Raw genomic sequence first — 19,242 nt, forward strand, 5'->3', positions numbered from 1 at the left:
AAGACTTTTATGGATCGCATCAAGATTGTGGGCGGCCGTCCGCTCGAAGGCATTATTCCCATTTCCGGCGCCAAGAATGCGGCTTTGCCGCTGATGATCGCCTCGCTGATGACCTCGGACACGCTCACCCTCGAAAACGTGCCGCATCTCGCCGATGTCGAGCAATTGATCCGCATTCTCGGCAATCATGGCGTCGATGTCTCGGTCAATGGCCGGCGCGAGAATCAGGACGGCTCCTACGCACGCACCATCCATTTCACCTGCCGCACGATCGCCGATGTGACCGCGCCCTATGAGCTGGTTTCCAAGATGCGCGCGAGCTTCTGGGTCATCGGGCCGCTTCTCGCCCGCGAAGGCCATTGCCGCGTCTCGCTGCCGGGTGGCTGCGCCATCGGCACGCGTCCGGTCGATCTTTTCCTCGAAAGCCTGAAGGCGCTCGGCGCCGAGATGGATATCGACAACGGCTATGTGAACGCCCGTGCCCCTAAGGGCGGCCTGATCGGCGCGAGATACACCTTCCCCAAGGTTTCCGTCGGCGCCACGCATGTGATGCTGATGGCCGCCAGCCTTGCCAACGGCACGACCGTTATCGGCAATGCGGCCCGGGAGCCTGAAATCGTCGATCTCGCCAAGTGCCTCAACGCGATGGGCGCCAAGATTACCGGCGCCGGCACCCCGACCATCACCATCGAAGGCGTCACCTCGCTTGCCGGTGCCCGCCACCGCGTCATGCCCGACCGCATCGAGACCGGCACCTATGCCATGGCCGTGGCCATGACCGGCGGCGATGTCGAGATCACCGAAACCGATCCGTCCTTCCTCGAAACGGCGCTGGAAGCGATCCGCCGCACCGGCGCCGAGGTTACGAACACGGCGCGCGGCATTCGCGTGCGCCGCAATGGCGGCGGCATCAATCCGGTCGATGTGGTCACCGATCCTTATCCGGGTTTTCCCACCGACATGCAGGCACAGTTCATGGGCCTTATGACGCGTTCGAGCGGCGTGTCGCATATCACCGAGACGATTTTCGAAAACCGTTTCATGCATGTGCAGGAACTGGCGCGTCTTGGCGCCAAGATCACCCTGCACGGCCAGACCGCCACCATCGAAGGCGTCGACCGCCTCAAGGGCGCCCAGGTCATGGCGACCGATCTTCGTGCCTCGGTCTCACTGGTCATCGCGGGCCTTGCGGCAGAGGGCGAAACCACGGTGTCGCGCGTCTATCACCTCGATCGCGGCTTCGAGCGGCTCGAGGAAAAGCTCACCCGTTGCGGCGCAATCGTCGAGCGCATCAGCGATTGACGTTGCGAAACGGCTTCACGCACCTTATCTGACAACCGGATCGAGGCGCCCTGCAACGGGGGCGCCGGCACAACCCGGATTAACGGCCATGACGCTCAAACTTCTGGCACTTGACGATGCGGACCTGGAGGTCGTGTCGGCCCATATGCAGGACGCCGTCTTCAAGACCGGCGACGTGCAATACTGGCCGTCGCGCAAGCAGTTCGCCGTCGCGGCGAATCGCTTTGTCTGGGAAAACACGGCGGTGGGCGATCAGCCGCTCGAGCGCAGGCGTGCCGCGCTGGTTTTCAAGCAGGTCAAGTCGGTGCGCTCGGTCGGTTTCGACCGCAAGGCGGATGAGAATGTCCTGTCCCTGCTCGCCGTGACCTTCGAGAAGGAAGGCGAAGGGCCGGATGGCGCCGTCGAACTCGTGCTTTCCGGCGGTGGTTCTATCCTGCTCGATGTGGACTGCATCGAAGTTCAGCTTGCGGATACCGGCGGAGCATGGGAAACGAAGCTGAAGCCGCGCCATCCGGGTGCGGCCTGACACCCAAGGCACGGGGGCATCTTGGCAATCTGGCTCAACTTCGAGGCGCCTGACTTCGAGCGCGATTTCTCAGGCTTTCTCACCACCAAGCGCGAGGCGTCGGAAGACGTCAATATTGCCGTCAAGGCGATCATCTCCGATGTCGTGGCGAGGGGCGACGCAGCGCTCAAGGATTATTCGCTCAGGTTCGATGCGCTCGATTTCAACCATGTTCCGATGCGTGTCACGGTCGATGACCTCGATGTCGCCGAACGCGCCATAGAGCCCGCCGTTCGCGACGCGCTGCATCTGGCGGCAGAGCGAATCGAGCGGCACCATAGGCGCCAGCTTCCCAAGGACGATATCTATCAGGACGCGCTGGGCGTGACGCTCGGATCGCGCTGGACCGCGATCGAGGCTGTCGGTCTCTACGTGCCGGGCGGCATGGCCAGCTATCCGAGTTCGGTTCTGATGAATGCGATTCCCGCGCGGGTCGCGGGCGTGCCGCGCATTGTCATGGTCGTGCCGGCCCGCAAAGGCGCGATCAATCCGGCCGTGCTGGCGGCCGCGAAAATCGCCGGTATCAACGAGATCTATCGCATCGGCGGCGCGCAGGCGGTGGCAGCCTTGGCTTTCGGAACCGAGACGATCAGTCCGGTGGCCAAGATCACCGGCCCCGGCAATGCCTATGTGGCGGCCGCCAAGCGCCAGGTTTTCGGCACGGTCGGCATAGATATGATCGCCGGCCCATCCGAGGTTCTGATCATAGCCGACAGGGATAATGACCCGGATTGGCTGGCTGCCGACCTGCTGGCACAGGCCGAGCACGATACCGGCGCGCAGTCGATCCTGATCACTGATGACGAGCCCTTCGCCAAATCCGTCGAAACCGCAGTCGAACGGCAGCTCAAGCGGCTCTCCCGTGCCGAGACCGCCGCCGCGAGCTGGCGCGATTTCGGTGCGATCATCCTGGTGCCCGATCTCGAAAAATCCGTGCCGCTGGCCGATCGCATCGCCGCCGAGCATGTCGAAATCGCCACTTCTGATCCCGATGCGCTGATGCTGAAGATCCGCAATGCCGGAGCCTTCTTCCTCGGCCGTCATACGCCCGAAGTGATCGGCGACTATGTCGGTGGCTCGAACCATGTGCTGCCGACGGCGCGCTCGGCCCGCTTCTCCTCAGGCCTCTCGGTGCTCGATTACATGAAGCGCAGTTCCATCCTCCGGCTTGACGCCGCCCAGTTGAAGACGCTTGCGCCCGCTGCGATCACGCTCGCCGAATGTGAGGGCCTTGATGCGCATGCCCGCTCCGTCGCCATCCGATTGAACCCGGAGGCCTAAGCGATGGGTGAGGGCGCTTACCGGCTTTCGGACATTGTGCTCGATGAATCCATCGGGCGCTCAACGCCGGATGTCGAGCACGAGCGCGCCGTCGCCATCTTCGATCTTCTTGAGGAGAATTCGTTCACACCCAATGGCCATGCGGGCGGCCCCTACCACCTCAAGCTCTCGCTCATGGAGCAAAAGCTGGTTCTGTCGATCAGCACCGAAGAGGGAGCTGCCGTCACCACCCACATCCTGTCGCTGACGCCCCTCCGCCGGATCATCAAGGATTACTTTATGATCTGCGAGAGCTATTACCAGGCGATCCGCTCCTCGACGCCCAGCCAGATCGAGGCGATCGACATGGGCCGGCGCGGCATCCACAACGAGGGCTCACAGACCCTGCAGGATCGCCTGAGCGGCAAGATCACGCTCGATTTCGACACGGCGCGGCGCCTCTTCACGCTGGTCTGCGTGCTCTACTGGCGGGGCTGAGCCTGATGGCGAACCCCAACGAACCGGCAAATGAAGGGAAGCGGCCGGGCGCGGTGCTTTTCATGTGCGGCATGAACTCGATCCGCTCGCCGATGGCCGAGGCGATCGCGCGCCACTACCTGCCGCAGAGTGTCTATGTCGCTTCCGCCGGCGTGCGGCGCGGCGAGCGCGACCCTTTCGTCGATGCGGTGCTCGATGAGATCGGGCTCACGCTCGGCCGCCACCAGCCGCATCTGCTTGATGATCTGGAGGATGATTACTTTGACCTGATCGTCACACTGGCGCCGGAAGCCCACCACAAGGCCCTTGATCTCACGCGCTCGTGGTCGGTGGATGTCGACTATTGGCCGACGCCCGATCCCACCGTGGCATCAGGCACGCGCGAGCAGATACTGGATGCCTATCGCGACGTGCGCGACCACATTTCAAGGCTCATCATGGCACGGCTCGTGCGCAAGAACGGCCAGGGCGCCTGAAAAATTGGTGATTTTGATGCCGAGGCCTGCAAATTAGGCAGAAAATCGCTGATAGAGCGGTTGAGAATGCCCAGACTTTTGTGTAGTTTCCGCGCCAATTCGCGACCGGGCGCATTCTACCCCATCGTGTGAACCTCTAGGAAGATACCCCAAATATGCCGAAAGAAGAAGTTCTGGAATTTCCGGGAATCGTTACTGAATTGCTGCCGAATGCCACATTCCGCGTGAAGCTCGAAAACGAGCATGAGATCATCGCCCATACGGCCGGCCGCATGCGCAAGAACCGCATCCGCGTTCTCGCAGGCGACAAGGTGCTGGTCGAGATGACGCCCTATGACCTGACCAAGGGCCGCATCACCTATCGTTTCAAGTGACATTTCATAGGGCAGGCGCCGGATGCTGAAATCAAGGCTGATACTGGCATCGGGCTCGCCACGCCGTCTCGACCTGCTTGCGCAGGCCGGCATTACCCCCGACAAGCTGCTGCCGATGGATCTCGACGAGACGCCGAAGCGTGCCGAGCATCCGCGCTCGCTCGCCCGACGCCTGGCGCATGAAAAGGCCGAAGCCGCGTTCCAGCATGTGCGCGGCGACCCGGCCTGGGCCGGCAGTTACATTCTGGCGGCCGACACGGTTGTCGCGGTCGGCCGGCGTATTCTCGGCAAGCCGGAATATGTCGAGGAGGCGTCCTCGGCACTGCATCTGCTCTCGGGCCGCAGCCACTGGGTCTATACCGGCATCTGCCTCATCACGCCGCAAAGCACGACGCGCCTGAAGGTCGTCGAGACCAAGGTGCGTTTCAAGCGGCTGTCCGGCATTGAACTCAAGAGCTATCTCGCCTCCGGCGATTGGCGCGGCAAGGCCGGCGGCTATGGCATCCAGGGCTTTGCCGGCACGTTCATACAAAAGCTTTCAGGCTCCTATACAGCCGTCGTCGGACTGCCACTGTCTGAGACCGTGCAACTTCTCAACGGCGAGGGCTACGAGTTCCACGACAAATGGCAAGAGGGCTGAGAATTGGCTTCCAACGTTGAACCGCTGCGCAAGGCCCGGCCGTGCCCGGAATGTAAACGGCCCTCGACGCGCGAAAACTATCCGTTCTGCTCCGATCGCTGCCGCAATCTCGACCTCTCGCGCTGGCTGACCGGCGCCTATGCGATCCCGGTCGCCGACGACGAGTCGAAGGCGGATGAAGAGGAAGAAGCCAGGCGCCACGACGGCGAATAATTTCAAGCTTTTACAAAGGCTTGGACGTTGTCAAAAAAATGTCGGATTGGGGCTTGCACCGAAAGGTCAAGATGCTATAACCCCGCTCGCTTCCGGGGCGCACCAACCCCCGGCAGTCTCGAAAGAGACCGCGACAAGCATTTGCCCGGGTAGCTCAGTTGGTAGAGCAGCGGATTGAAAATCCGCGTGTCACTGGTTCGATTCCGGTCCCGGGCACCATCAATACCAGCTAACTAATTGATTTAGCGACATAGTTTGATTTTTCAAAAAATTTTATCCCCCTTTTAGTCCACCTATCATCACGCGTTTCACCCTCAAGGCAGCAGTTTGAGAGTGCCACTTACAAACGATTCCGTCACCATCTCCATCCAAGCCATCGACGTCGTAGCCGAGGACCTGGACGCGGCGGGGATGGAGTCGGAACTCTACCGTCATCGACGACGTTACTGCTTGGCTATCAAGCGGGAGCGACGACATGAACAAGAACGAATTCGAAGTTACCCAACTTCAGAACCAAATCGCAGACCTGAAAGCGGAACTTGTTGAGCTTTCCGGTAGGGTGAGCGCTGGGGTAGACGAAGTTCAAAAGATTGCGCGTCCGGCAATTGGCGTAATTCGGGACAATCCAGGGACCGTATCGTCGGTGGCCATCACGGCCGGCGTTGTCGGGCTCGCACTCGGTTATGTCATCGGCACGAGTGCATCTGCTAACGGCTCACGCTGGCACTTCTAGACGCTCTGGCGAGCCGCTTTTCAAAAGCAAGTATGAGCTGAGGCAGAGCATTGCAGTTCATTACCATCAATGTTTCCCCCGGTGACGTAGCGGGTAATTTGTGCTCCGCCACCTCCCGCCAAAACCGGAAGGCCCGTTGACTCTTGGTGGCAGCGGCTCAATACTGACCGGTTGCAACTTGGTTAGGGAGGAAGCAATGGAACCCGTCAATCGAAGATCCACCCTCGCACTCGGCATTACAATCGCGGCCACACCTCTGATCGCTTGGGTGACGCCAGCAGCCGCACAGTCTTACGGCCCGGATGATGGTAGGGAGATCGGTCCCGGTGTCAGAGTTGTTGAACTTGGTGAGCGGGCTTCGGTCATACCCGCTTATAAAATGGTGAAGCTGCGGGATGTGGTTATCCAACCCGGTGCGAAGACGCCGGACAACGTGATGATGAACGACATGCTCTGCCACATGACCGAGGGAGAACTTTCGGTGGTTCAAAACGAAAAAAAATTCACGGTCAAGAAGGGTGATGTTTGGACGTGCGCTAAAACCGATACGACAGAAGGCACCCAGAATATGAGCAGTGCGGTCGCCATCATGCGGGTCATCGATTTGATGACCTCGTAAGGAGGCGACGCGCGGAAGTGAGGCAACGGCGGCTCTTAGAAGCCGCCGGAGACGTCGTTGCCGCCATGTTGGCGATCTATCAACTGGTGGGCACCACCGGCTGCCACGGCAAAGAGTGCGCGTCAGGGATTTGTCAAGGCCGCCCATGAAGCAAATATCCACATCGATCGACTGAAAACCCGCCCAAGATAGCTATGGGTACCCATCAAAATCTAAGGCTTGGCAGCAAGCCAACCGCGATGCGATGCGCGGTGTCGAGAAGTCGGTCACGAAGATCAAGGCCGAGCGCGAAAGGTTCTCTCCGAGACGGTAGGAATGCCGACGATTGAGCATGATGTAAGTAGACGACGTGGCCTGCATCATGTCCTGGCTTACTCGCACCACACGTTCCCGACGTTCGGCCACGGCTGCGCAAGCCCTTCCTCGATCAAGACGCGGCCGGCATCGCGACCATCGGGCAGTGTGACGGATAATAGCGCCCGCTTGTTCCTATCCCGGCGCCCATTCCATTGGATGCTGTAGCCGGGCGCCATGAGTTGGGCGAGCCTGTCTCTGGAGCGAAGCGCTAGCGACCGCTCGCGTGGGCAAGCCGCGTCTTGGATCTCGGGAGCATCAATATCGAGCAGCCGCCACTTGAGGCCATGCTGCGGCCTGTGTCGCCGTCGTAGACGCAAGTGACCTTGCGGGCGGCGCGATTTCCGCCTCTGCAAATGTCCATCGCATAAGCAGGTGCGGCAATCGCGCTAGCGACCACCGCCCATAAAATCAGTTTCAGTCGAGTTGGCATCTTGGAACCCTATCAAATGGGCGGGGAATGCTAAAGATTGGTGCTAACCGCCGATCTTGCGAACTGCGATTTGCCGGAACCAGTCCTCGAAATAATATCGGGTGTGGAGGTCGGTGTCCTTTGGAGAGGCCCTGAACAATCGGCCCATCATGGCATCGGACCGGTCAGTAGGCTCGATCCACATCACCTCGACGCGGTCGGGCGTCCCATCCTCCACTTCGTACCATCCAGCGCCAGAAAACTCCACCATGCGCGGAGGGGGCGGTGGCGGCACGAACAAGAGTGATCCGTCAACCTCATTGCGGACCATCGTGCAGCCTTCGCCATAGTGAGCTTTCATCGCATTGAAGAGTTCTCGGGCAAGCCGCATGCACTTCATATCGCTATCTTCGATCGGCTCGGACTGCGCTTCCGCAACGGCTATTGTGACTGGTGTTGCGATAGCAGCGGCGGCGATCGGCGCGCGCTGGAGAAATGTGCGGCGTGAAAGAAGGGCGTTCATGCGGCACCTCCCAACTCGACTGTGTTTTTGATGAAGCGTGCCATGTCTCCCAAAATGCCGGTTTGGGCCTTGCAGGCTTCTACCAGCCCGTCGTGCATAAGCGCCTCACCCTTGATCACCATATCTTTGAGATTGATCGCCGGAATATCCGAAATATCACGGCAGGCCGACGACACCAGACGCTCAGCAACTTGAATACGTTCTTGCGCTTTGGTGACGCCGGCCGCTTTCCTCAGGCGTTCCGTCTCGGATTCGTACTCGCGAGCCAGAGCGACCTTGGCGCTGTACTCCTGAATGCAACTCGCCCGCTGGCAGCGATTTCGAGCCAGTGCCTTCTCGGTCCGTCCTGTCGGCTCGCACTTCCGCCAGGCATCAACTGTTTTCTGGAGCGCTACAGATGTCTGGACGCTAAAGCAGGTCCGGGGCGTCTCACGGCGAAATTTTGCGGACATGCACTTGGTGAGGACGCTGGTGTCCCGGAAAATGAAGTTGCCAATTATGTCCCGTTCGGCCTTATCTTGCCACGGGCCGTATCGGTCGGCGTTTGCGGCCCACAACAATTCCACGGGGGCGAGCGGCCAAAGGTGGCGCCATTCGTCGGCAATCCATTCAGCGCGTCCTCCGCTTCTTGCCGCTCTGCGATAGCCGCTTTCAGCCGGCTATGTGCTTCGATGAGTGCAGGGTTGGCCGTCATCGGCCCAACATTGACGCTAGCGGCTGCTGCATAGGCCGATGCCGGCAGAATGGCCGATGATACTATCGCGGCAGGTGCGCTTTTGAGAAACGCACGGCGGGTGGAAACAGTCGTCATGGGAGGCTCTCCTATATTGAGTTGCTGTCAGGCGGTGATGAGGGATGCCAAGTGGGCCTCAAGGCTCTTGCGCTCGGCTGCGATGTTGTGGCGGAAGCTCTTGAACTGAAGTTCCGTGATAGCGTGCTTGATGGCGCGGATTGCGGGACCGTTCGGGCCGTTCATTGCGGCCTCTTCCTCCATGCGAGCCACGACGCGGGCAGTTGCAGCCTTGACGATGCGCCATGCTTGACGAAGGCAGCCGGCAAAGGTGCCATCCTCGCGATTGACCAACTGCCATGCACCGCAACGAGGGCGGGCGTCGCGGAAGATGGCCCAAGCGGTGTTCATGATTTCTCGACAGTCGAACATTGCCTTGCATCCTCAGGGCGTTTAATTTATACCTAGAGAATAATTGCGAAGCCGCAAGGTGTCAATACCTTGGGTGCATTTTTTTGAACCTGAGGGATAAATGCTGAGCGCAGAGCAGATTAGAGCGGCAAGAGCGCTGCTGCGATTGGAGCAACGGGACTTGGCGGAGATGTCGGGAGTTTCCCTCCCGTCTATCAAGAGACTTGAGGCCATGGAGGGGGACATTGTCGCAGTGCGAGTTTCTACAGTGATGGCAATCAAAAATGCGTTTGAGGCTGCCGGCGTTGTTTTCATTCCAGAGAACGGCGGTGGTGCCGGTGTGCGGCTGGCCAAGCCCAAGGGTCAGACAAACGCGTAGATGGTCAATGACCGATCGACAGCACTTTGCCTGAGGACTGTGATAGCCGGTGTCGCTCTGTTCTGCCTCGCCACGTCTTCGGCTGAGGGGGCCAACACTCCCTGTAGCGGCAAGAAGGGTGGCGTCTCTCATTGCCAAGGAAAGACATTCGTCTGCAATGATGGCTCAGTCAGCGCCAGCAAGAAAAACTGCTCGGCCACGATGGGGACAATGAGCCTTATGCCATCAGAGGAAATGGAAGCGGTGGGGGGCAAGGACTGTCCTTGTCGGTCGGGCTCGTATTGCGTCGGCCCGCGAGGGGGTCATTACTGTATCGAAGATGACGGTGGGAAAAGCTACCTGCGGAAGTGACCCTTCCTAATTTCCAAATTTTTGGGCTCAGAACAGCGCCCATCGGATAAAACGATAGTTGAGGAGACACCAATACGACAACACCGCCACTGATGACGCTATGCAGAGAAGAAAGAATATTCTCACCACCGCCGCATTGAGCGCCTGAAACAATTCTGCGCTCCATCTGATCATGACGGCCCACCCCTCCATCAAGAGGTAGAATAGTATTGCTCCGCTCAGGAAGGCGGCGGGCACTGCGATTATCAGGGCAGCCGCCATGTGCGGAATGTCCTGGTAGACTTCAATGTAAATAACCAAGGCCACTGCTATCACGCTCGCGGGCACGAAGAGCATCAGGAAGAGCGTTAAAAAGCCGAGCAGGTCCCTCATGCCAATATTTTTATCGAGGGCCTAGCGTCCGTCAATGCTCGTCCAATTCCCGATCGTTCAAATGGCTTTAGGACACAGGGCAACGCCTATAGGCCACTGGAGGTAACGAAGGTGCACTTCTCGGCGCACCTTATGGATCGGCGGAAGTCGCCGTGCGAAGCCGGCTTTTTTGGCGCACGCCGGTCAGAGGACGAAGTCGCCCTTCACCAATTCGAAACGCCCCTGCAGCTCAACGGCGAAATCGGCCAGCTTGTCGCCGTCGAAATCGGCACTCACCAGCGTATTGTCGCCGAACTTGGAGAAGCGCAACTCGCCAGCTTCGCCGCTGAAGGACTGCTTGCCGATAAAGCTGAACTCGTCGTCGTTGTCGATGCCGTTCGACGGTATAGCGTCGACCCAGGCGAGATCGAGGATATCCTGCTGTGCATGCGAGAAGTCTTTGATAATATCGCGGCCGGCTTTGGTGGTGGTGCTCTCCCCATCGTCGAAGATGAAGTGATCCGCGCCGCCGCCGCCCTTCAGCGTGTCGGCCCCAACGCCACCGATGAAAACCTCGTCTCTCATACCGCCAAGGAGCGTGTCGTCCCCCATGCCCCCACTGACATAGGCGTTTTTGAGAACGCCTTCCCTGCCGTCGTAAACGTCGTTGCCGTCGGCAAACACGACATTGCCGTTAATGACGCCGCTATTTTCAATGGTCTGGTCGCCCGTGCCTGTAGAAACATAGGCGTGGGGATAGCCCTGCTCCTTCCTGATCGTTCCTTCGTTGACCAGTTCGAAATCCTCGCTGCCGTCGCGAGAGATGCCACCCACGATCAATCCATAATTAGACAGGCTAGATTGACCGCTGTGTGCGTTGCCAGTCATGGAAATTCCCCAGGTGCTTCCCCGGATTACGCCGTCGTTCTCGATGGAGCTGCTGTGAGCGTTTAAATAAATGCCGTAGGACCCCGAGAGCGAGCCGGTCGTGCCGACGGTGACGGTCTCGCCGGCGATGGGTGATGAATAATTGGCTATGTAAATGGCATAGCCACTGCCGGCCAACTCGCCCTGCACGGTTATCTCGTGGTCGCTACCCGAGCCGTAGACAGCAAAACCGCCCGTGCTTCCGAGAAAGCCGCTCTTGCCTACATAAAGGTCGTCGGTGGTGCCGAGATCTGCGGCGGTGCCGCCCGTAATTATGGTGGAATTGTACATCTGCAAGGCCATTGTCGCCTCCTTATCAGGCTGTTGGACTTGATAAGGTAACGACGCCGGGAACGGTATTATTCCTGGACCGTTCGAACCTGTCACCCAGGTAACTTGAGGGGCCGAGGAAAATCTCGATCGGTTGCCTTGGTCCATGACTCTGGGCATGATTGATCGCCGGGTCCTTAAATGCCAGTCTGTGGCCATGCACGGCCCACTCAGCGCTGATTCCTATCCTGACCGACATCTCGACTGCGAGATGGATCTGGAGGCCGCTGTCATCTCAATCATTGATCAAGGCGCCGCTGCTGGATGGTCCATTACAGACGTGACGAACGCACTTCTCGGACTTGCCGACAACCTCTCGCTTGCAGATCGAGCCAATGCGGAGACCGATCGCCAAATTGCCGAGGCGCTATCTAAGAAAAAGCCGATAACGTGACGGCCAGCAGCTTTATAAGGCAAGCCGATCTGCAACGGATATTCAAGGCGGCGAAGGCGTCTGGCTCGACCGTTCAAATCGACTTGGCAACGCGCTTAGTGTGGACGCACGCGGCATAATCACAATACGAAGGCAGAAGAAGTTCCCCGTCGAACATCCGGCTATGTCCTGACAGAAGATGGGCGCGCCGTAGCGATAGAATAGCAGCCATGACCGACAGCCGATCACCGCATCTCTCCGGCCAGATATGCAGGAATGGCAGAGAAAATCTCACAAAGTTTTTACAGTCCCATCTCGGATTATTGTATTGTTTCGAAGGATATTGTGCTTGCATCCGTCATCATCAGTGCACCAATAGTGCCTTTGATTGCGTGTGTAACCTGCGCCAAAGAGGCTACGCTTTATTACCGTCACCGGCTCTTCTATCAGGAACTTTCGGTTTTGCTGGCCTCCTTCAAACCAGCCAGAAAACAGTAATACGGACTGCCTATACTCCGCATCAGAGACAACAAATGTGACATGTGCACATACGAGGGCTTTGCGGTGTCCGACTTGTTTCCGCCGCCCTTTATTTACGGCGCTCATTGGAATAGCTCTCATCTCCTGAACGCTAGTCTTTTGGAACCTGAATGGCTTAACCACGATGTCGAATGGTTTTATCGCCGTTTGCTCAAAGTCCATATCGAACACTGAATGGTCGCCGGACTCACTGCAAAGCTGCGGATCTGGGTAATTCCCAAAGGGTTGGACTACATCGATAAGTACTTCCGTTATGGCAATAGGTCTATTTCCGGAATTTACGAAGGTTATTGTACGCGGCGAATTAATTGCCAACCAGTCTTTGTTATGAACTTTAATGTAATGCTTATCGAATACAATTTTCGCCTCATCACGAACATACAGCATGGAATAAAACGCAGTGCTTGCGGAAATAAATAGCGCCAGCCAAGCGGTTGGCGATCCTATCCATTGCCCCCAGTTAATCTTTTTTTCCGAAGATGGCTGCCTTTTTGAAAGATACGTCCTGAACGCCTGCGGGGAGGCTTTTTTGCTCCGACTAATTTGGGCCATTTGAGGCTCCGCAAGGAACGAATTGTGTGTATTTTACACGCTTTGATATTCAAAGCTAGGATTGCATTGTTGGATGGGCACAAAGTCGTTTATCGATTCGCATTCCATATCTTGATCCCCCAAGATTGATCTAAGGATGCGCGGATTGCCCACGCCAATTGCAACGATTTTTGCTTGAGGTCGGCGTTGGTAATCCTGCTTTGGCCAGAAACCTTATCGTCATCTTGACTGTGAGATGGATCTGGAGGCGGCTGTTATTTCACTCATCGATCAGGGCGCCGCAGTTGGCTCCACTACAGACGTGACCAATGCGCCAATTGCCCTGGCTGACAACCTACTGCTTGCAGACCGTGCGAACGCTGAGACCGATCGGCAGATAGCCCAGGCGCTGGCCCGGCGAAAGCGAGCGTAATCAAGCACCGCGCTAGATGATTCAACCTCACCTACGCTGAGGCTGTTAGGCCCGCCATTCACCAACTCAGCCAACAAAACAGAAGACGCGGAAGTGTTGGAAGCAATGGGCGTCAAACTGATCCAAGGTTGTTATTTTTGCAAAGCCTGCATTCGAGGCACTTCCGTTGATTGCGGGCTATTAACCTGCGTTAGAGGACCTCCGCAAAACAGCGCGCCAAGACGCTCTCTGTGAACGTCGAGACGCAGAGGGATGTGTGCGGAGGCCCTTGTCGCGCCATCAATGAATATGCGGGTCACCTCTACGTCGTGCTGATACTTCCACCAAATAGTCGGTTTCCGGCGCGATTAGATCGTGCTTGCTGGCGAAGGCCTCGAATGCTCCGCGCGCAGTTTCAGCCTCTATTTCGCCCAGCAAAGCTGCCTTGCACGCGTTCAGGGCCATCCGCTGCGCCGGGTTACGCATATAGCCGGGCGCGTCATTCAAGAACATATAAGCTTCCAAGACGTTGCGGATTTCCCGCACCGCCCCGAGACCAACCAGAACGCGGACCGGCTTGTCAAAAGTATCGGGTTTCATGGCTCCTCTCCTTTTCATCCCGATCATTGAGCGGCACCGGACTTTCCCGCCCGGTGCCGAGAGTTCTTGCCGACAACTGGCGCCCGGTCAAGCAGCCCGTTGTCCCTCGATCTGCTGGGGGTCAACCGAAGTTATGGACGGAGCCACGGTCTGGATCGCAATCTTTCGCGGTTTCATTTGGTCAGGAATCTCCCGGACCAGATCCACAGACAGCAGGCCGTTGACCAGGCTCGCTCCCGTCACCCTGACGTGGTCGGCTAGCTCGAACTTGTGCTCGAACGGCCGGCCGGCAATGCCGCGATGGAGATAGCCGTCAGCCTTGTCCCCTTCCTTGCGGCCGGTGACGATCAGCAGGTTCGACTTGAATGTAAGGTCAAGATCCTTTTCACCGAAGCCCGCGACCGCCAGCGTAATGCGGTAGGTGTCGTCTCCAATTTTCAGAATGTCATAAGGCGGCCAATCACTGATCGGACGGACGCGCTGGGCGTTTTCCAGCAAATTGAAAACCCGGTCGAAACCGACGCTGGACCGGAACAGGGGGCTGTAATCGTAAGATGTTGCCATAGCCATATCCTCCTTGAAGCAACATGGGTATCAAGGCCATCGAGCCTTGTGAAGCCGGCCCTCTCGGCGCCGGCAGCGATCGATTTAGTTGGGCGAATTTTGCATTTCAATATCTCCCTCAAGAATTTTTTTGACGGCCTTATTTGCCCCGTGCATCGGATACTCGTTGTATCTCTTGAGCCTCTTGGGCCACCTCAACGTCCACGAGCGCTGGATCTCGACATGGGGTCCATCAAGTTGTTTTAGCGCTGCGAGAATATCTTGAATTCTGACCAGGGCATGAGACCCTGGCAACTCCCGGAGGGCTGGAACGGATTCCACTGCATACTGATCGGACGCCCACGACGCGAGAATGGCGCGTTTCTCCTGCTTCGAGAGCGTCGGCGCCTCCAGAACCTGCTTTGGACTAGAGAAATATTCGGCCGGGTTCAGTAGTGATACAAGGTCGATCTCGGCATGCGTTTCATTGTGGCGGTTGATGGTTTCTACCTTTCTCATAAAAACCTCCTGACTGATGTTAGGACGAAAAAAATTTAAGATTGCCGCGCTCTGTTTCAAGTCGTCAACCTACTTGAAAAGCGGACAAATTATTGGTCGCGAAGTCGAGTGGTTCGGACAACTCCTCGCCCACTCTATCTTTCCAAATTTTAAAGGCGCTTAGTTGCTCCCGACCGCTTTATTGATCTGGAGGAATCAGATGGCCCGATACCATTTCCACGTGCGCGACGGTGAGAAGTTGATCAAGGACATTGTTGGAGCCGAATTCCCTAACGAGAAAGCCGCCTTCGAACACGCTGAAAAGGCCGCGCGGACGACCGCATGCCGGTGGAGCGAACATAGAGGGCAGCGAATTCGAGGTGGAGGACGAACTCGGCGCGCGGCTATTCAACGTGCCCTTTACTGTCGGAATGCGAACGGATTAGAGCCGCGCAACCAGTATCCACGCTAAAGCCACCTCTTCGAGCGCGCATGCACTACAATTCGCTTCTCTCGTTTCACTCTCGGCAAGCGGGCTTGTTCCCGAAACTAGGAATTCTGATGACCCAATATCCAGCCGATGATGCAGTTGTTTCTGAGGTCGTCACCCTGCGCATGGCTCTGCCCACCTGGGTCGTAAGCACCGTCGAACTCGTCGAATTGGCAGACAACGCTGAGCGTGCGGCCCGAAATCCTAACCCTGAAACAGCGGATCGGTCTCGCAAGCTCATTGTCGAGGTCGCCGAATGGCAGGAGAAGCTTGGCAACTGGCAGTCACAAGCTCTTAGCCCGCGCCTACTGGCTGAGCTTCGTATTCTTAAAGCCACCCTGGATGCGTCGATGGATGAAGCCAATGGTGCTGCCGCAAAGCTGAAAATTTTCGAAGAAGAACCCTCCGGTCAATGAAGGCCGAAGGGCTGGTTAGGTCGGTTGCCGGCACGCGACGCGGCTTGGTATCCTCGCCTCCGACGAACAAGCCCATCAGCCAGGCGCCGCCGAGTATGACGATGATGCCGCCAAGGCTTCCTCTTCGCCGTGGCCATCTTCCCCCAACAAATGAAGGATGCCCGACAAAGTTGAAAGTGTCGATAGCTCGCCCGACTTGACTTAGATCGCCGCTGTGTCAGGATGAGATCAAAGCAAGAACAGGATGAACTATGGCCCAACCACTTGGGAAGCTAATTGTCATGGCTGCCTTCAATGAGGACGACGAGGGCAATCTCGTGCCGGCCTTCGATCCTTGGGAATTTAACGATGCCGCCCGGGCCAAGCGAGAGGCTCAGATCATCGCTGGCAAGCATGCGGGCGTTACAGCCTGGCAGCGGTCAGCTGATCCAAGTGTCGGAGAGTATGGTCCCCCAGAGGTGCTATTTCAGCACGGCAAACTTCCGGAGATGGAGTAATCGCCCTTCGTCGATCGTCTTGACCAGGCGCCTCTGTGAGCATGCTTTGCGCCTCCCCCGTACCAGAGCAGGTTCCATTCAGCCATCAACGAGGAGTCATCGCAAACTGTGCGTTTTCGTACCGAAACCTTAGGAACTGAAGCGGGTTCCTTTTGTGGCCATGTGGCCGAAACCAATGGAGTATACGAGAATGGCAACTCAAGGCGGTACGCACGAACAGCATGTTAAGGCGGGCGAGCAAAGCCACAAGAATGACGGCAAGTCGAGCAGTTCGGGCAGCAAGAGCTCAAGCAGCAAAGGCTCTGGAGGTGACTCCAAGGGCGGCTCGAAGTCGTCCAATAAAGGCAAGTAGGTATCAGGTATAGTCCCAGCTGGACGTTGACCTCGTTCAGCTGGGCGCTCCTTTCAATGCCGATGAAAGTCGTGGTCGCGCGTGCGACGGCCATAGATTTTCAGGCCGGCATCTATGAACGAGCCGATCGCCGTAGGCCTGGTTGGGTAGCGCTTCTCGAGTATGACATCAGAGAATACACCTCTGGATTATCCGCGCCATCCCGCGCCCACCGCATGACGGAAAGCGACGAACGTTTCAGCTTTCAAATCGTCTCGGTCTTCCCTACTGCCGCACCCGTTTCATGGGCACCGTGGCGCATCGACAGCCGCCGATTGGGCGCAGACTGCTTAACGAGTGCCTCGAAAGCCGCGCGGGCCGCAATAGCATTGTTGGCGCCGCCCATTGCTTCTAGGACATTGCCGTGGGCATCGACCTCATAAATGATGTTGTGGAACAGATCGCGCGCAATGGCCGCATCCGGGGTGTAGTTGCCTGGCAACGGCTCAATGGCATCGGCTTCACCAACCTTGCATATGAACGCGTCGTCGCATGTCCGCAGCCAGGCAATGGCCCGCTTGCCTTCAATGGTGCCGCGCGCTTTGAAGCAGATATGCCAGTCCCGTCCCTTTCGTATCAGTTTGGTCTCTCGCATCGTATTTCTCAATATTCTTGACGTTGGTGGCTAGGCTGCCTTTACTGCCGGACTGACCACGAGAAACGAGAATAATCGCCCATGTGCGGACGCCTCACTCATCGCCTGTCTTGGGCCGAAATCCACGGCCTTTACCGCCTCACCCTTGATCCACTCGTCGGCCGCAACGACATGCCGGCGCGGTTCAACATCTCCCCCACCCAAACCGTCCCGATCGTCCACAACGACAAGGACGGCAACGAAATCGCCCAGGAAGCGCGCTGGTGGCTCGTGCCATTCTGGGCAAAGGAAATGCCCAAGGCGGCAATGTTCAATGCCAGGATCGAAACTGTCGCCACGTCAGGAGCCTTCAAAGATGCATTCAAGTCGAAGCGCTGCCTGATCCCGGCCGATGGCTTTTACGAATGGACGCTCAATCCCGAAGACCCGAAGGGCAAGACGAAAGATCCGTGGTACATCCACCTGCCCGGCGGAAAGCCGTTCTCGTTCGCAGGGCTGTGGGCGCACAATGACAAACTTGGCGTGACGAGCTGCACCATCATCACCCGGGAGGCCGGAGAACCGGTCAGCCAGCTTCATGACCGCATGCCGGTCATTCTCGATCCGGCAGTCTATGACGAATGGCTGGCGGCCGAAACGGGACCGGGCGATGCCATGGAACTGCTCGACCATCACCTTGATGGGCAGCTACAGTTCCACCGCGTCAGCAGAGATGTGAACAGCTCTAAATTCGCCGGCGATCCGGGGATCGAGATCAACCCGCTTTGAAATCTCAGGCCCCAGCGTCGATAAGAGCCTGCAGTTCTTGGAAGTAGCTCTCATATGCAGGCAACTCCCACTTCGGCACTTTGCTCATGTGAGAAAACTCGGGAATAAGAGGTTGCCCGCGCGCCCTGCGGGCAGCAATCTCCTTCCTCAAGCGATGCTCGCGTGACAAGGTTTCGCGAATAGGGGCATGGGCGAATGTCTCGGGCGCGTACTTCTCACCATAGACCTGGATAGTCTCGTAGGTGCTTTTGCCCCGCTTCTGTCGATAATCGATGATGGAACGTAGCGTGTCAGGCTCCTCTGGCGTGCTCATGAGAACTCCTCTCGGTTCGAATGTTCTCATTCTGTTCACGGATAGGAAAATAGTCAAGACAGCCGAAAACGCGAAATGGATTCTTTTTGCACTCGCGGAACAGTCGCGGGAGATTCAATTGAATCGCATTGCCTAGCCTCATCGCAAAAGGCCAACGAGCGCAGGGCGGAATAGTGTCCGGTATCGTACCGGAACCTCCGTTGTCGCTTGCGGTTACTAAGCGCGCAATCTGCGTATTACCGCCATACGGCTGTATTCCCCCCGATGACAGGAGGCCACTTTGGCCAAGGAAATTAAGAAGCTTAACGAGCTGTTCCACGACACGCTGATGGATGTCTATTTCGCAGAGAACAAGATTGTCGAGGTTCTCCCGAAAATGCAGGAAGCGGCCAAGAGTAGCCAGCTCAAGGGTGCATTCGAAAAGCATCTCGCGGAAACCAAGGTCCATGTCACTCGGCTTGAAGAGGTTTTTGCCATCATCGGCAAGGAGCCTGCGAAGAAGACCTGTCCCGCAATCCTCGGCATCACCGACGAAGGCGCCGAAATCATGGAAGAATATGAGGGGTCGCCCGCTCTCGACGCCGGCCTTCTTTCCGCTGCGCAGGCCGTCGAACATTACGAAATGTCTCGCTACGGCACCCTGAGGACATGGGCTCTGGAACTGGGTCTTACCGATGCGGCAGGCTTATTGCAGACAACGCTGGACGAAGAACAGGCGACCGATCTTGCATTGACTTCGATCGCGACCTCCGTGGTCAATCAGAACGCGGAATAGCCCAGGAAAAACGGGGCGGCGAAAAGCGCCACCCCCGAAACCGAAGTGAAAC

General features: G+C 57.5%; 29 protein-coding genes and 1 tRNA gene. 18 read left to right on the plus strand and 12 right to left on the minus strand.

All coding sequences use genetic code 11. The annotated features are described in order from the left end of the window. Positions 1–9 precede the first annotated feature (9 nt). The 11 genes from murA (at position 10) to IHQ71_RS04195 (ending at position 6,680) form a co-directional block, all read left to right on the plus strand. Positions 10–1,302: a UDP-N-acetylglucosamine 1-carboxyvinyltransferase gene (gene murA / locus IHQ71_RS04145; protein WP_258160700.1), complete on the plus strand. Its 1,293-nt coding sequence runs from the start codon at positions 10–12 to the stop codon at positions 1,300–1,302. An 88-nt stretch (positions 1,303–1,390) separates the two neighbouring features. Continuing rightward, on the plus strand, positions 1,391–1,828 hold the full coding sequence (locus IHQ71_RS04150; protein WP_258160701.1) for a DUF2948 family protein: 438 nt from the start codon (positions 1,391–1,393) through the stop codon (positions 1,826–1,828). Positions 1,829–1,849: 21 nt separating this feature from the next. Then, a complete protein-coding gene (hisD, locus tag IHQ71_RS04155; protein WP_258160702.1) occupies positions 1,850–3,148 on the plus strand; it encodes a histidinol dehydrogenase in 1,299 nt (432 codons plus the stop codon). Between the two features lie 3 nt (positions 3,149–3,151). Then, complete coding sequence (locus tag IHQ71_RS04160; protein WP_258160703.1) at positions 3,152–3,625, plus strand: UPF0262 family protein; 474 nt, start codon at positions 3,152–3,154, stop codon at positions 3,623–3,625. A gap of 5 nt (positions 3,626–3,630) precedes the next feature. Beyond that, positions 3,631–4,101: a low molecular weight phosphatase family protein gene (locus tag IHQ71_RS04165; RefSeq protein WP_258160704.1), complete on the plus strand. Its 471-nt coding sequence runs from the start codon at positions 3,631–3,633 to the stop codon at positions 4,099–4,101. 155 nt (positions 4,102–4,256) lie between these two features. Continuing rightward, positions 4,257–4,475, plus strand: coding sequence for a translation initiation factor IF-1 (gene infA / locus IHQ71_RS04170; RefSeq protein ID WP_003545338.1), 219 nt, complete (start codon positions 4,257–4,259; stop codon positions 4,473–4,475). A gap of 22 nt (positions 4,476–4,497) precedes the next feature. Next, entirely contained in the window at positions 4,498–5,115 is a 618-nt protein-coding gene (locus IHQ71_RS04175; RefSeq protein WP_258160705.1) for a Maf-like protein, read from the plus strand. A 3-nt stretch (positions 5,116–5,118) separates the two neighbouring features. Beyond that, positions 5,119–5,328, plus strand: coding sequence for a DNA gyrase inhibitor YacG (yacG, locus tag IHQ71_RS04180; RefSeq protein WP_258160706.1), 210 nt, complete (start codon positions 5,119–5,121; stop codon positions 5,326–5,328). A gap of 143 nt (positions 5,329–5,471) precedes the next feature. Beyond that, positions 5,472–5,547: transfer RNA gene (locus tag IHQ71_RS04185), tRNA-Phe, on the plus strand. 256 nt (positions 5,548–5,803) lie between these two features. Then, positions 5,804–6,061: a septum formation initiator family protein gene (locus tag IHQ71_RS04190; protein WP_258160707.1), complete on the plus strand. Its 258-nt coding sequence runs from the start codon at positions 5,804–5,806 to the stop codon at positions 6,059–6,061. 196 nt (positions 6,062–6,257) lie between these two features. After that, a complete protein-coding gene (locus IHQ71_RS04195; RefSeq protein ID WP_258160708.1) occupies positions 6,258–6,680 on the plus strand; it encodes a hypothetical protein in 423 nt (140 codons plus the stop codon). Positions 6,681–7,051: 371 nt separating this feature from the next. Here IHQ71_RS04195 and IHQ71_RS32005 read toward each other — a convergent pair whose 3' ends face one another. The 4 genes from IHQ71_RS32005 to IHQ71_RS04210 all read right to left on the minus strand — a co-directional run bounded on the left by IHQ71_RS32005 (position 7,052) and on the right by IHQ71_RS04210 (position 9,110). Then, positions 7,052–7,390 (minus strand): thermonuclease family protein, encoded by a 339-nt coding sequence (locus tag IHQ71_RS32005; protein ID WP_374989952.1) that lies wholly within the window; start codon positions 7,388–7,390, stop codon positions 7,052–7,054. Between the two features lie 120 nt (positions 7,391–7,510). Next, entirely contained in the window at positions 7,511–7,969 is a 459-nt protein-coding gene (locus tag IHQ71_RS04200; protein WP_258160709.1) for a hypothetical protein, read from the minus strand. Further along, positions 7,966–8,535 (minus strand): hypothetical protein, encoded by a 570-nt coding sequence (locus IHQ71_RS04205; protein WP_258160710.1) that lies wholly within the window; start codon positions 8,533–8,535, stop codon positions 7,966–7,968. Before IHQ71_RS04205 ends, IHQ71_RS04200 begins: the two co-directional genes overlap by 4 nt. Before the next feature lie 272 nt (positions 8,536–8,807). Beyond that, entirely contained in the window at positions 8,808–9,110 is a 303-nt protein-coding gene (locus tag IHQ71_RS04210) for a hypothetical protein (protein ID WP_258160711.1), read from the minus strand. Positions 9,111–9,231: 121 nt separating this feature from the next. Here IHQ71_RS04210 and IHQ71_RS04215 point away from each other — a divergent pair, with 121 nt between their 5' ends. After that, positions 9,232–9,489, plus strand: a complete 258-nt coding sequence (locus tag IHQ71_RS04215; protein ID WP_258160712.1) for a helix-turn-helix domain-containing protein — start codon at positions 9,232–9,234, stop codon at positions 9,487–9,489. Positions 9,490–9,867: 378 nt separating this feature from the next. Here IHQ71_RS04215 and IHQ71_RS04220 read toward each other — a convergent pair whose 3' ends face one another. After that, positions 9,868–10,212, minus strand: coding sequence for a hypothetical protein (locus tag IHQ71_RS04220; protein ID WP_258160713.1), 345 nt, complete (start codon positions 10,210–10,212; stop codon positions 9,868–9,870). Between the two features lie 183 nt (positions 10,213–10,395). Further along, positions 10,396–11,421 carry a M10 family metallopeptidase C-terminal domain-containing protein gene (locus IHQ71_RS04225; RefSeq protein WP_258160714.1) on the minus strand — a complete coding sequence of 342 codons (1,026 nt, stop codon included), beginning with the start codon at positions 11,419–11,421 and terminating at the stop codon, positions 10,396–10,398. 133 nt (positions 11,422–11,554) lie between these two features. On the opposite strand from IHQ71_RS04225, the gene IHQ71_RS04230 reads away from it, so the two are divergent. Further along, on the plus strand, positions 11,555–11,842 hold the full coding sequence (locus IHQ71_RS04230) for a hypothetical protein (RefSeq protein ID WP_258160715.1): 288 nt from the start codon (positions 11,555–11,557) through the stop codon (positions 11,840–11,842). Positions 11,843–12,112: 270 nt separating this feature from the next. Here the strand turns inward: IHQ71_RS04230 and IHQ71_RS04235 are convergent, their stop codons facing one another. From IHQ71_RS04235 to IHQ71_RS04250, 4 genes are all read right to left on the minus strand, one after another. Further along, a complete protein-coding gene (locus tag IHQ71_RS04235; protein ID WP_258160716.1) occupies positions 12,113–12,913 on the minus strand; it encodes a hypothetical protein in 801 nt (266 codons plus the stop codon). Between the two features lie 691 nt (positions 12,914–13,604). Further along, the gene (locus IHQ71_RS04240; protein WP_258160717.1) at positions 13,605–13,904 is read right to left on the minus strand and encodes a DUF982 domain-containing protein; all 300 of its coding nucleotides are present in this window, start codon (positions 13,902–13,904) and stop codon (positions 13,605–13,607) included. 87 nt (positions 13,905–13,991) lie between these two features. After that, positions 13,992–14,468 (minus strand): Hsp20 family protein, encoded by a 477-nt coding sequence (locus IHQ71_RS04245; protein ID WP_258162736.1) that lies wholly within the window; start codon positions 14,466–14,468, stop codon positions 13,992–13,994. An 84-nt stretch (positions 14,469–14,552) separates the two neighbouring features. Continuing rightward, the gene (locus tag IHQ71_RS04250; RefSeq protein WP_258160718.1) at positions 14,553–14,966 is read right to left on the minus strand and encodes a hypothetical protein; all 414 of its coding nucleotides are present in this window, start codon (positions 14,964–14,966) and stop codon (positions 14,553–14,555) included. Between the two features lie 199 nt (positions 14,967–15,165). Here IHQ71_RS04250 and IHQ71_RS32010 point away from each other — a divergent pair, with 199 nt between their 5' ends. From IHQ71_RS32010 to IHQ71_RS04260, 3 genes are all read left to right on the plus strand, one after another. Beyond that, positions 15,166–15,417: a hypothetical protein gene (locus IHQ71_RS32010; RefSeq protein WP_374989953.1), complete on the plus strand. Its 252-nt coding sequence runs from the start codon at positions 15,166–15,168 to the stop codon at positions 15,415–15,417. A gap of 89 nt (positions 15,418–15,506) precedes the next feature. Then, entirely contained in the window at positions 15,507–15,851 is a 345-nt protein-coding gene (locus IHQ71_RS04255; RefSeq protein WP_258160719.1) for a hypothetical protein, read from the plus strand. A gap of 281 nt (positions 15,852–16,132) precedes the next feature. Beyond that, positions 16,133–16,348, plus strand: a complete 216-nt coding sequence (locus tag IHQ71_RS04260) for a hypothetical protein (RefSeq protein ID WP_258160720.1) — start codon at positions 16,133–16,135, stop codon at positions 16,346–16,348. 596 nt (positions 16,349–16,944) lie between these two features. Here the strand turns inward: IHQ71_RS04260 and IHQ71_RS04265 are convergent. Further along, positions 16,945–17,334 (minus strand): hypothetical protein, encoded by a 390-nt coding sequence (locus tag IHQ71_RS04265; protein ID WP_258160721.1) that lies wholly within the window; start codon positions 17,332–17,334, stop codon positions 16,945–16,947. A gap of 81 nt (positions 17,335–17,415) precedes the next feature. On the opposite strand from IHQ71_RS04265, the gene IHQ71_RS04270 reads away from it, so the two are divergent. Then, complete coding sequence (locus tag IHQ71_RS04270) at positions 17,416–18,102, plus strand: SOS response-associated peptidase (RefSeq protein WP_258160722.1); 687 nt, start codon at positions 17,416–17,418, stop codon at positions 18,100–18,102. A 4-nt stretch (positions 18,103–18,106) separates the two neighbouring features. On the opposite strand, the gene IHQ71_RS04275 is transcribed toward IHQ71_RS04270, so the two are convergent. After that, complete coding sequence (locus IHQ71_RS04275; RefSeq protein WP_258160723.1) at positions 18,107–18,415, minus strand: hypothetical protein; 309 nt, start codon at positions 18,413–18,415, stop codon at positions 18,107–18,109. Positions 18,416–18,695: 280 nt separating this feature from the next. On the opposite strand from IHQ71_RS04275, the gene IHQ71_RS04280 reads away from it, so the two are divergent. Continuing rightward, positions 18,696–19,190, plus strand: coding sequence for a ferritin-like domain-containing protein (locus IHQ71_RS04280; protein ID WP_258160724.1), 495 nt, complete (start codon positions 18,696–18,698; stop codon positions 19,188–19,190). Positions 19,191–19,242: the final 52 nt, after the last annotated feature.

The organism is Rhizobium sp. TH2 (assembly GCF_024707525.1).
Classification (GTDB): domain Bacteria; phylum Pseudomonadota; class Alphaproteobacteria; order Rhizobiales; family Rhizobiaceae; genus Rhizobium_E.

Excerpts from the sequence above, each read along its gene's own strand:
- IHQ71_RS04275 (WP_258160723.1), bottom strand. The coding sequence starts at position 18,415 with ATGAGCACGCCAGAGGAGCCTGACACGCTACGTTCCATCATCGATTAT.
- IHQ71_RS04240 (WP_258160717.1), bottom strand. The coding sequence starts at position 13,904 with ATGAAACCCGATACTTTTGACAAGCCGGTCCGCGTTCTGGTTGGTCTC.
- IHQ71_RS04215 (WP_258160712.1), top strand. The coding sequence starts at position 9,232 with ATGCTGAGCGCAGAGCAGATTAGAGCGGCAAGAGCGCTGCTGCGATTG.
- IHQ71_RS04175 (WP_258160705.1), top strand. The coding sequence starts at position 4,498 with ATGCTGAAATCAAGGCTGATACTGGCATCGGGCTCGCCACGCCGTCTC.
- IHQ71_RS04230 (WP_258160715.1), top strand. The coding sequence starts at position 11,555 with ATGACTCTGGGCATGATTGATCGCCGGGTCCTTAAATGCCAGTCTGTG.
- IHQ71_RS04255 (WP_258160719.1), top strand. The coding sequence starts at position 15,507 with ATGACCCAATATCCAGCCGATGATGCAGTTGTTTCTGAGGTCGTCACC.
- IHQ71_RS04250 (WP_258160718.1), bottom strand. The coding sequence starts at position 14,966 with ATGAGAAAGGTAGAAACCATCAACCGCCACAATGAAACGCATGCCGAG.
- IHQ71_RS04270 (WP_258160722.1), top strand. The coding sequence starts at position 17,416 with ATGTGCGGACGCCTCACTCATCGCCTGTCTTGGGCCGAAATCCACGGC.
- IHQ71_RS04195 (WP_258160708.1), top strand. The coding sequence starts at position 6,258 with ATGGAACCCGTCAATCGAAGATCCACCCTCGCACTCGGCATTACAATC.
- IHQ71_RS04225 (WP_258160714.1), bottom strand. The coding sequence starts at position 11,421 with ATGGCCTTGCAGATGTACAATTCCACCATAATTACGGGCGGCACCGCC.
- IHQ71_RS32010 (WP_374989953.1), top strand. The coding sequence starts at position 15,166 with ATGGCCCGATACCATTTCCACGTGCGCGACGGTGAGAAGTTGATCAAG.
- IHQ71_RS04190 (WP_258160707.1), top strand. The coding sequence starts at position 5,804 with ATGAACAAGAACGAATTCGAAGTTACCCAACTTCAGAACCAAATCGCA.
- IHQ71_RS04165 (WP_258160704.1), top strand. The coding sequence starts at position 3,631 with ATGGCGAACCCCAACGAACCGGCAAATGAAGGGAAGCGGCCGGGCGCG.
- IHQ71_RS04210 (WP_258160711.1), bottom strand. The coding sequence starts at position 9,110 with ATGAACACCGCTTGGGCCATCTTCCGCGACGCCCGCCCTCGTTGCGGT.
- murA (WP_258160700.1), top strand. The coding sequence starts at position 10 with ATGGATCGCATCAAGATTGTGGGCGGCCGTCCGCTCGAAGGCATTATT.
- infA (WP_003545338.1), top strand. The coding sequence starts at position 4,257 with ATGCCGAAAGAAGAAGTTCTGGAATTTCCGGGAATCGTTACTGAATTG.
- IHQ71_RS04220 (WP_258160713.1), bottom strand. The coding sequence starts at position 10,212 with ATGAGGGACCTGCTCGGCTTTTTAACGCTCTTCCTGATGCTCTTCGTG.
- IHQ71_RS04265 (WP_258160721.1), bottom strand. The coding sequence starts at position 17,334 with ATGCGAGAGACCAAACTGATACGAAAGGGACGGGACTGGCATATCTGC.
- IHQ71_RS04150 (WP_258160701.1), top strand. The coding sequence starts at position 1,391 with ATGACGCTCAAACTTCTGGCACTTGACGATGCGGACCTGGAGGTCGTG.
- IHQ71_RS04260 (WP_258160720.1), top strand. The coding sequence starts at position 16,133 with ATGGCTGCCTTCAATGAGGACGACGAGGGCAATCTCGTGCCGGCCTTC.
- IHQ71_RS04200 (WP_258160709.1), bottom strand. The coding sequence starts at position 7,969 with ATGAACGCCCTTCTTTCACGCCGCACATTTCTCCAGCGCGCGCCGATC.
- IHQ71_RS04235 (WP_258160716.1), bottom strand. The coding sequence starts at position 12,913 with ATGGCCCAAATTAGTCGGAGCAAAAAAGCCTCCCCGCAGGCGTTCAGG.
- IHQ71_RS04245 (WP_258162736.1), bottom strand. The coding sequence starts at position 14,468 with ATGGCAACATCTTACGATTACAGCCCCCTGTTCCGGTCCAGCGTCGGT.
- IHQ71_RS04160 (WP_258160703.1), top strand. The coding sequence starts at position 3,152 with ATGGGTGAGGGCGCTTACCGGCTTTCGGACATTGTGCTCGATGAATCC.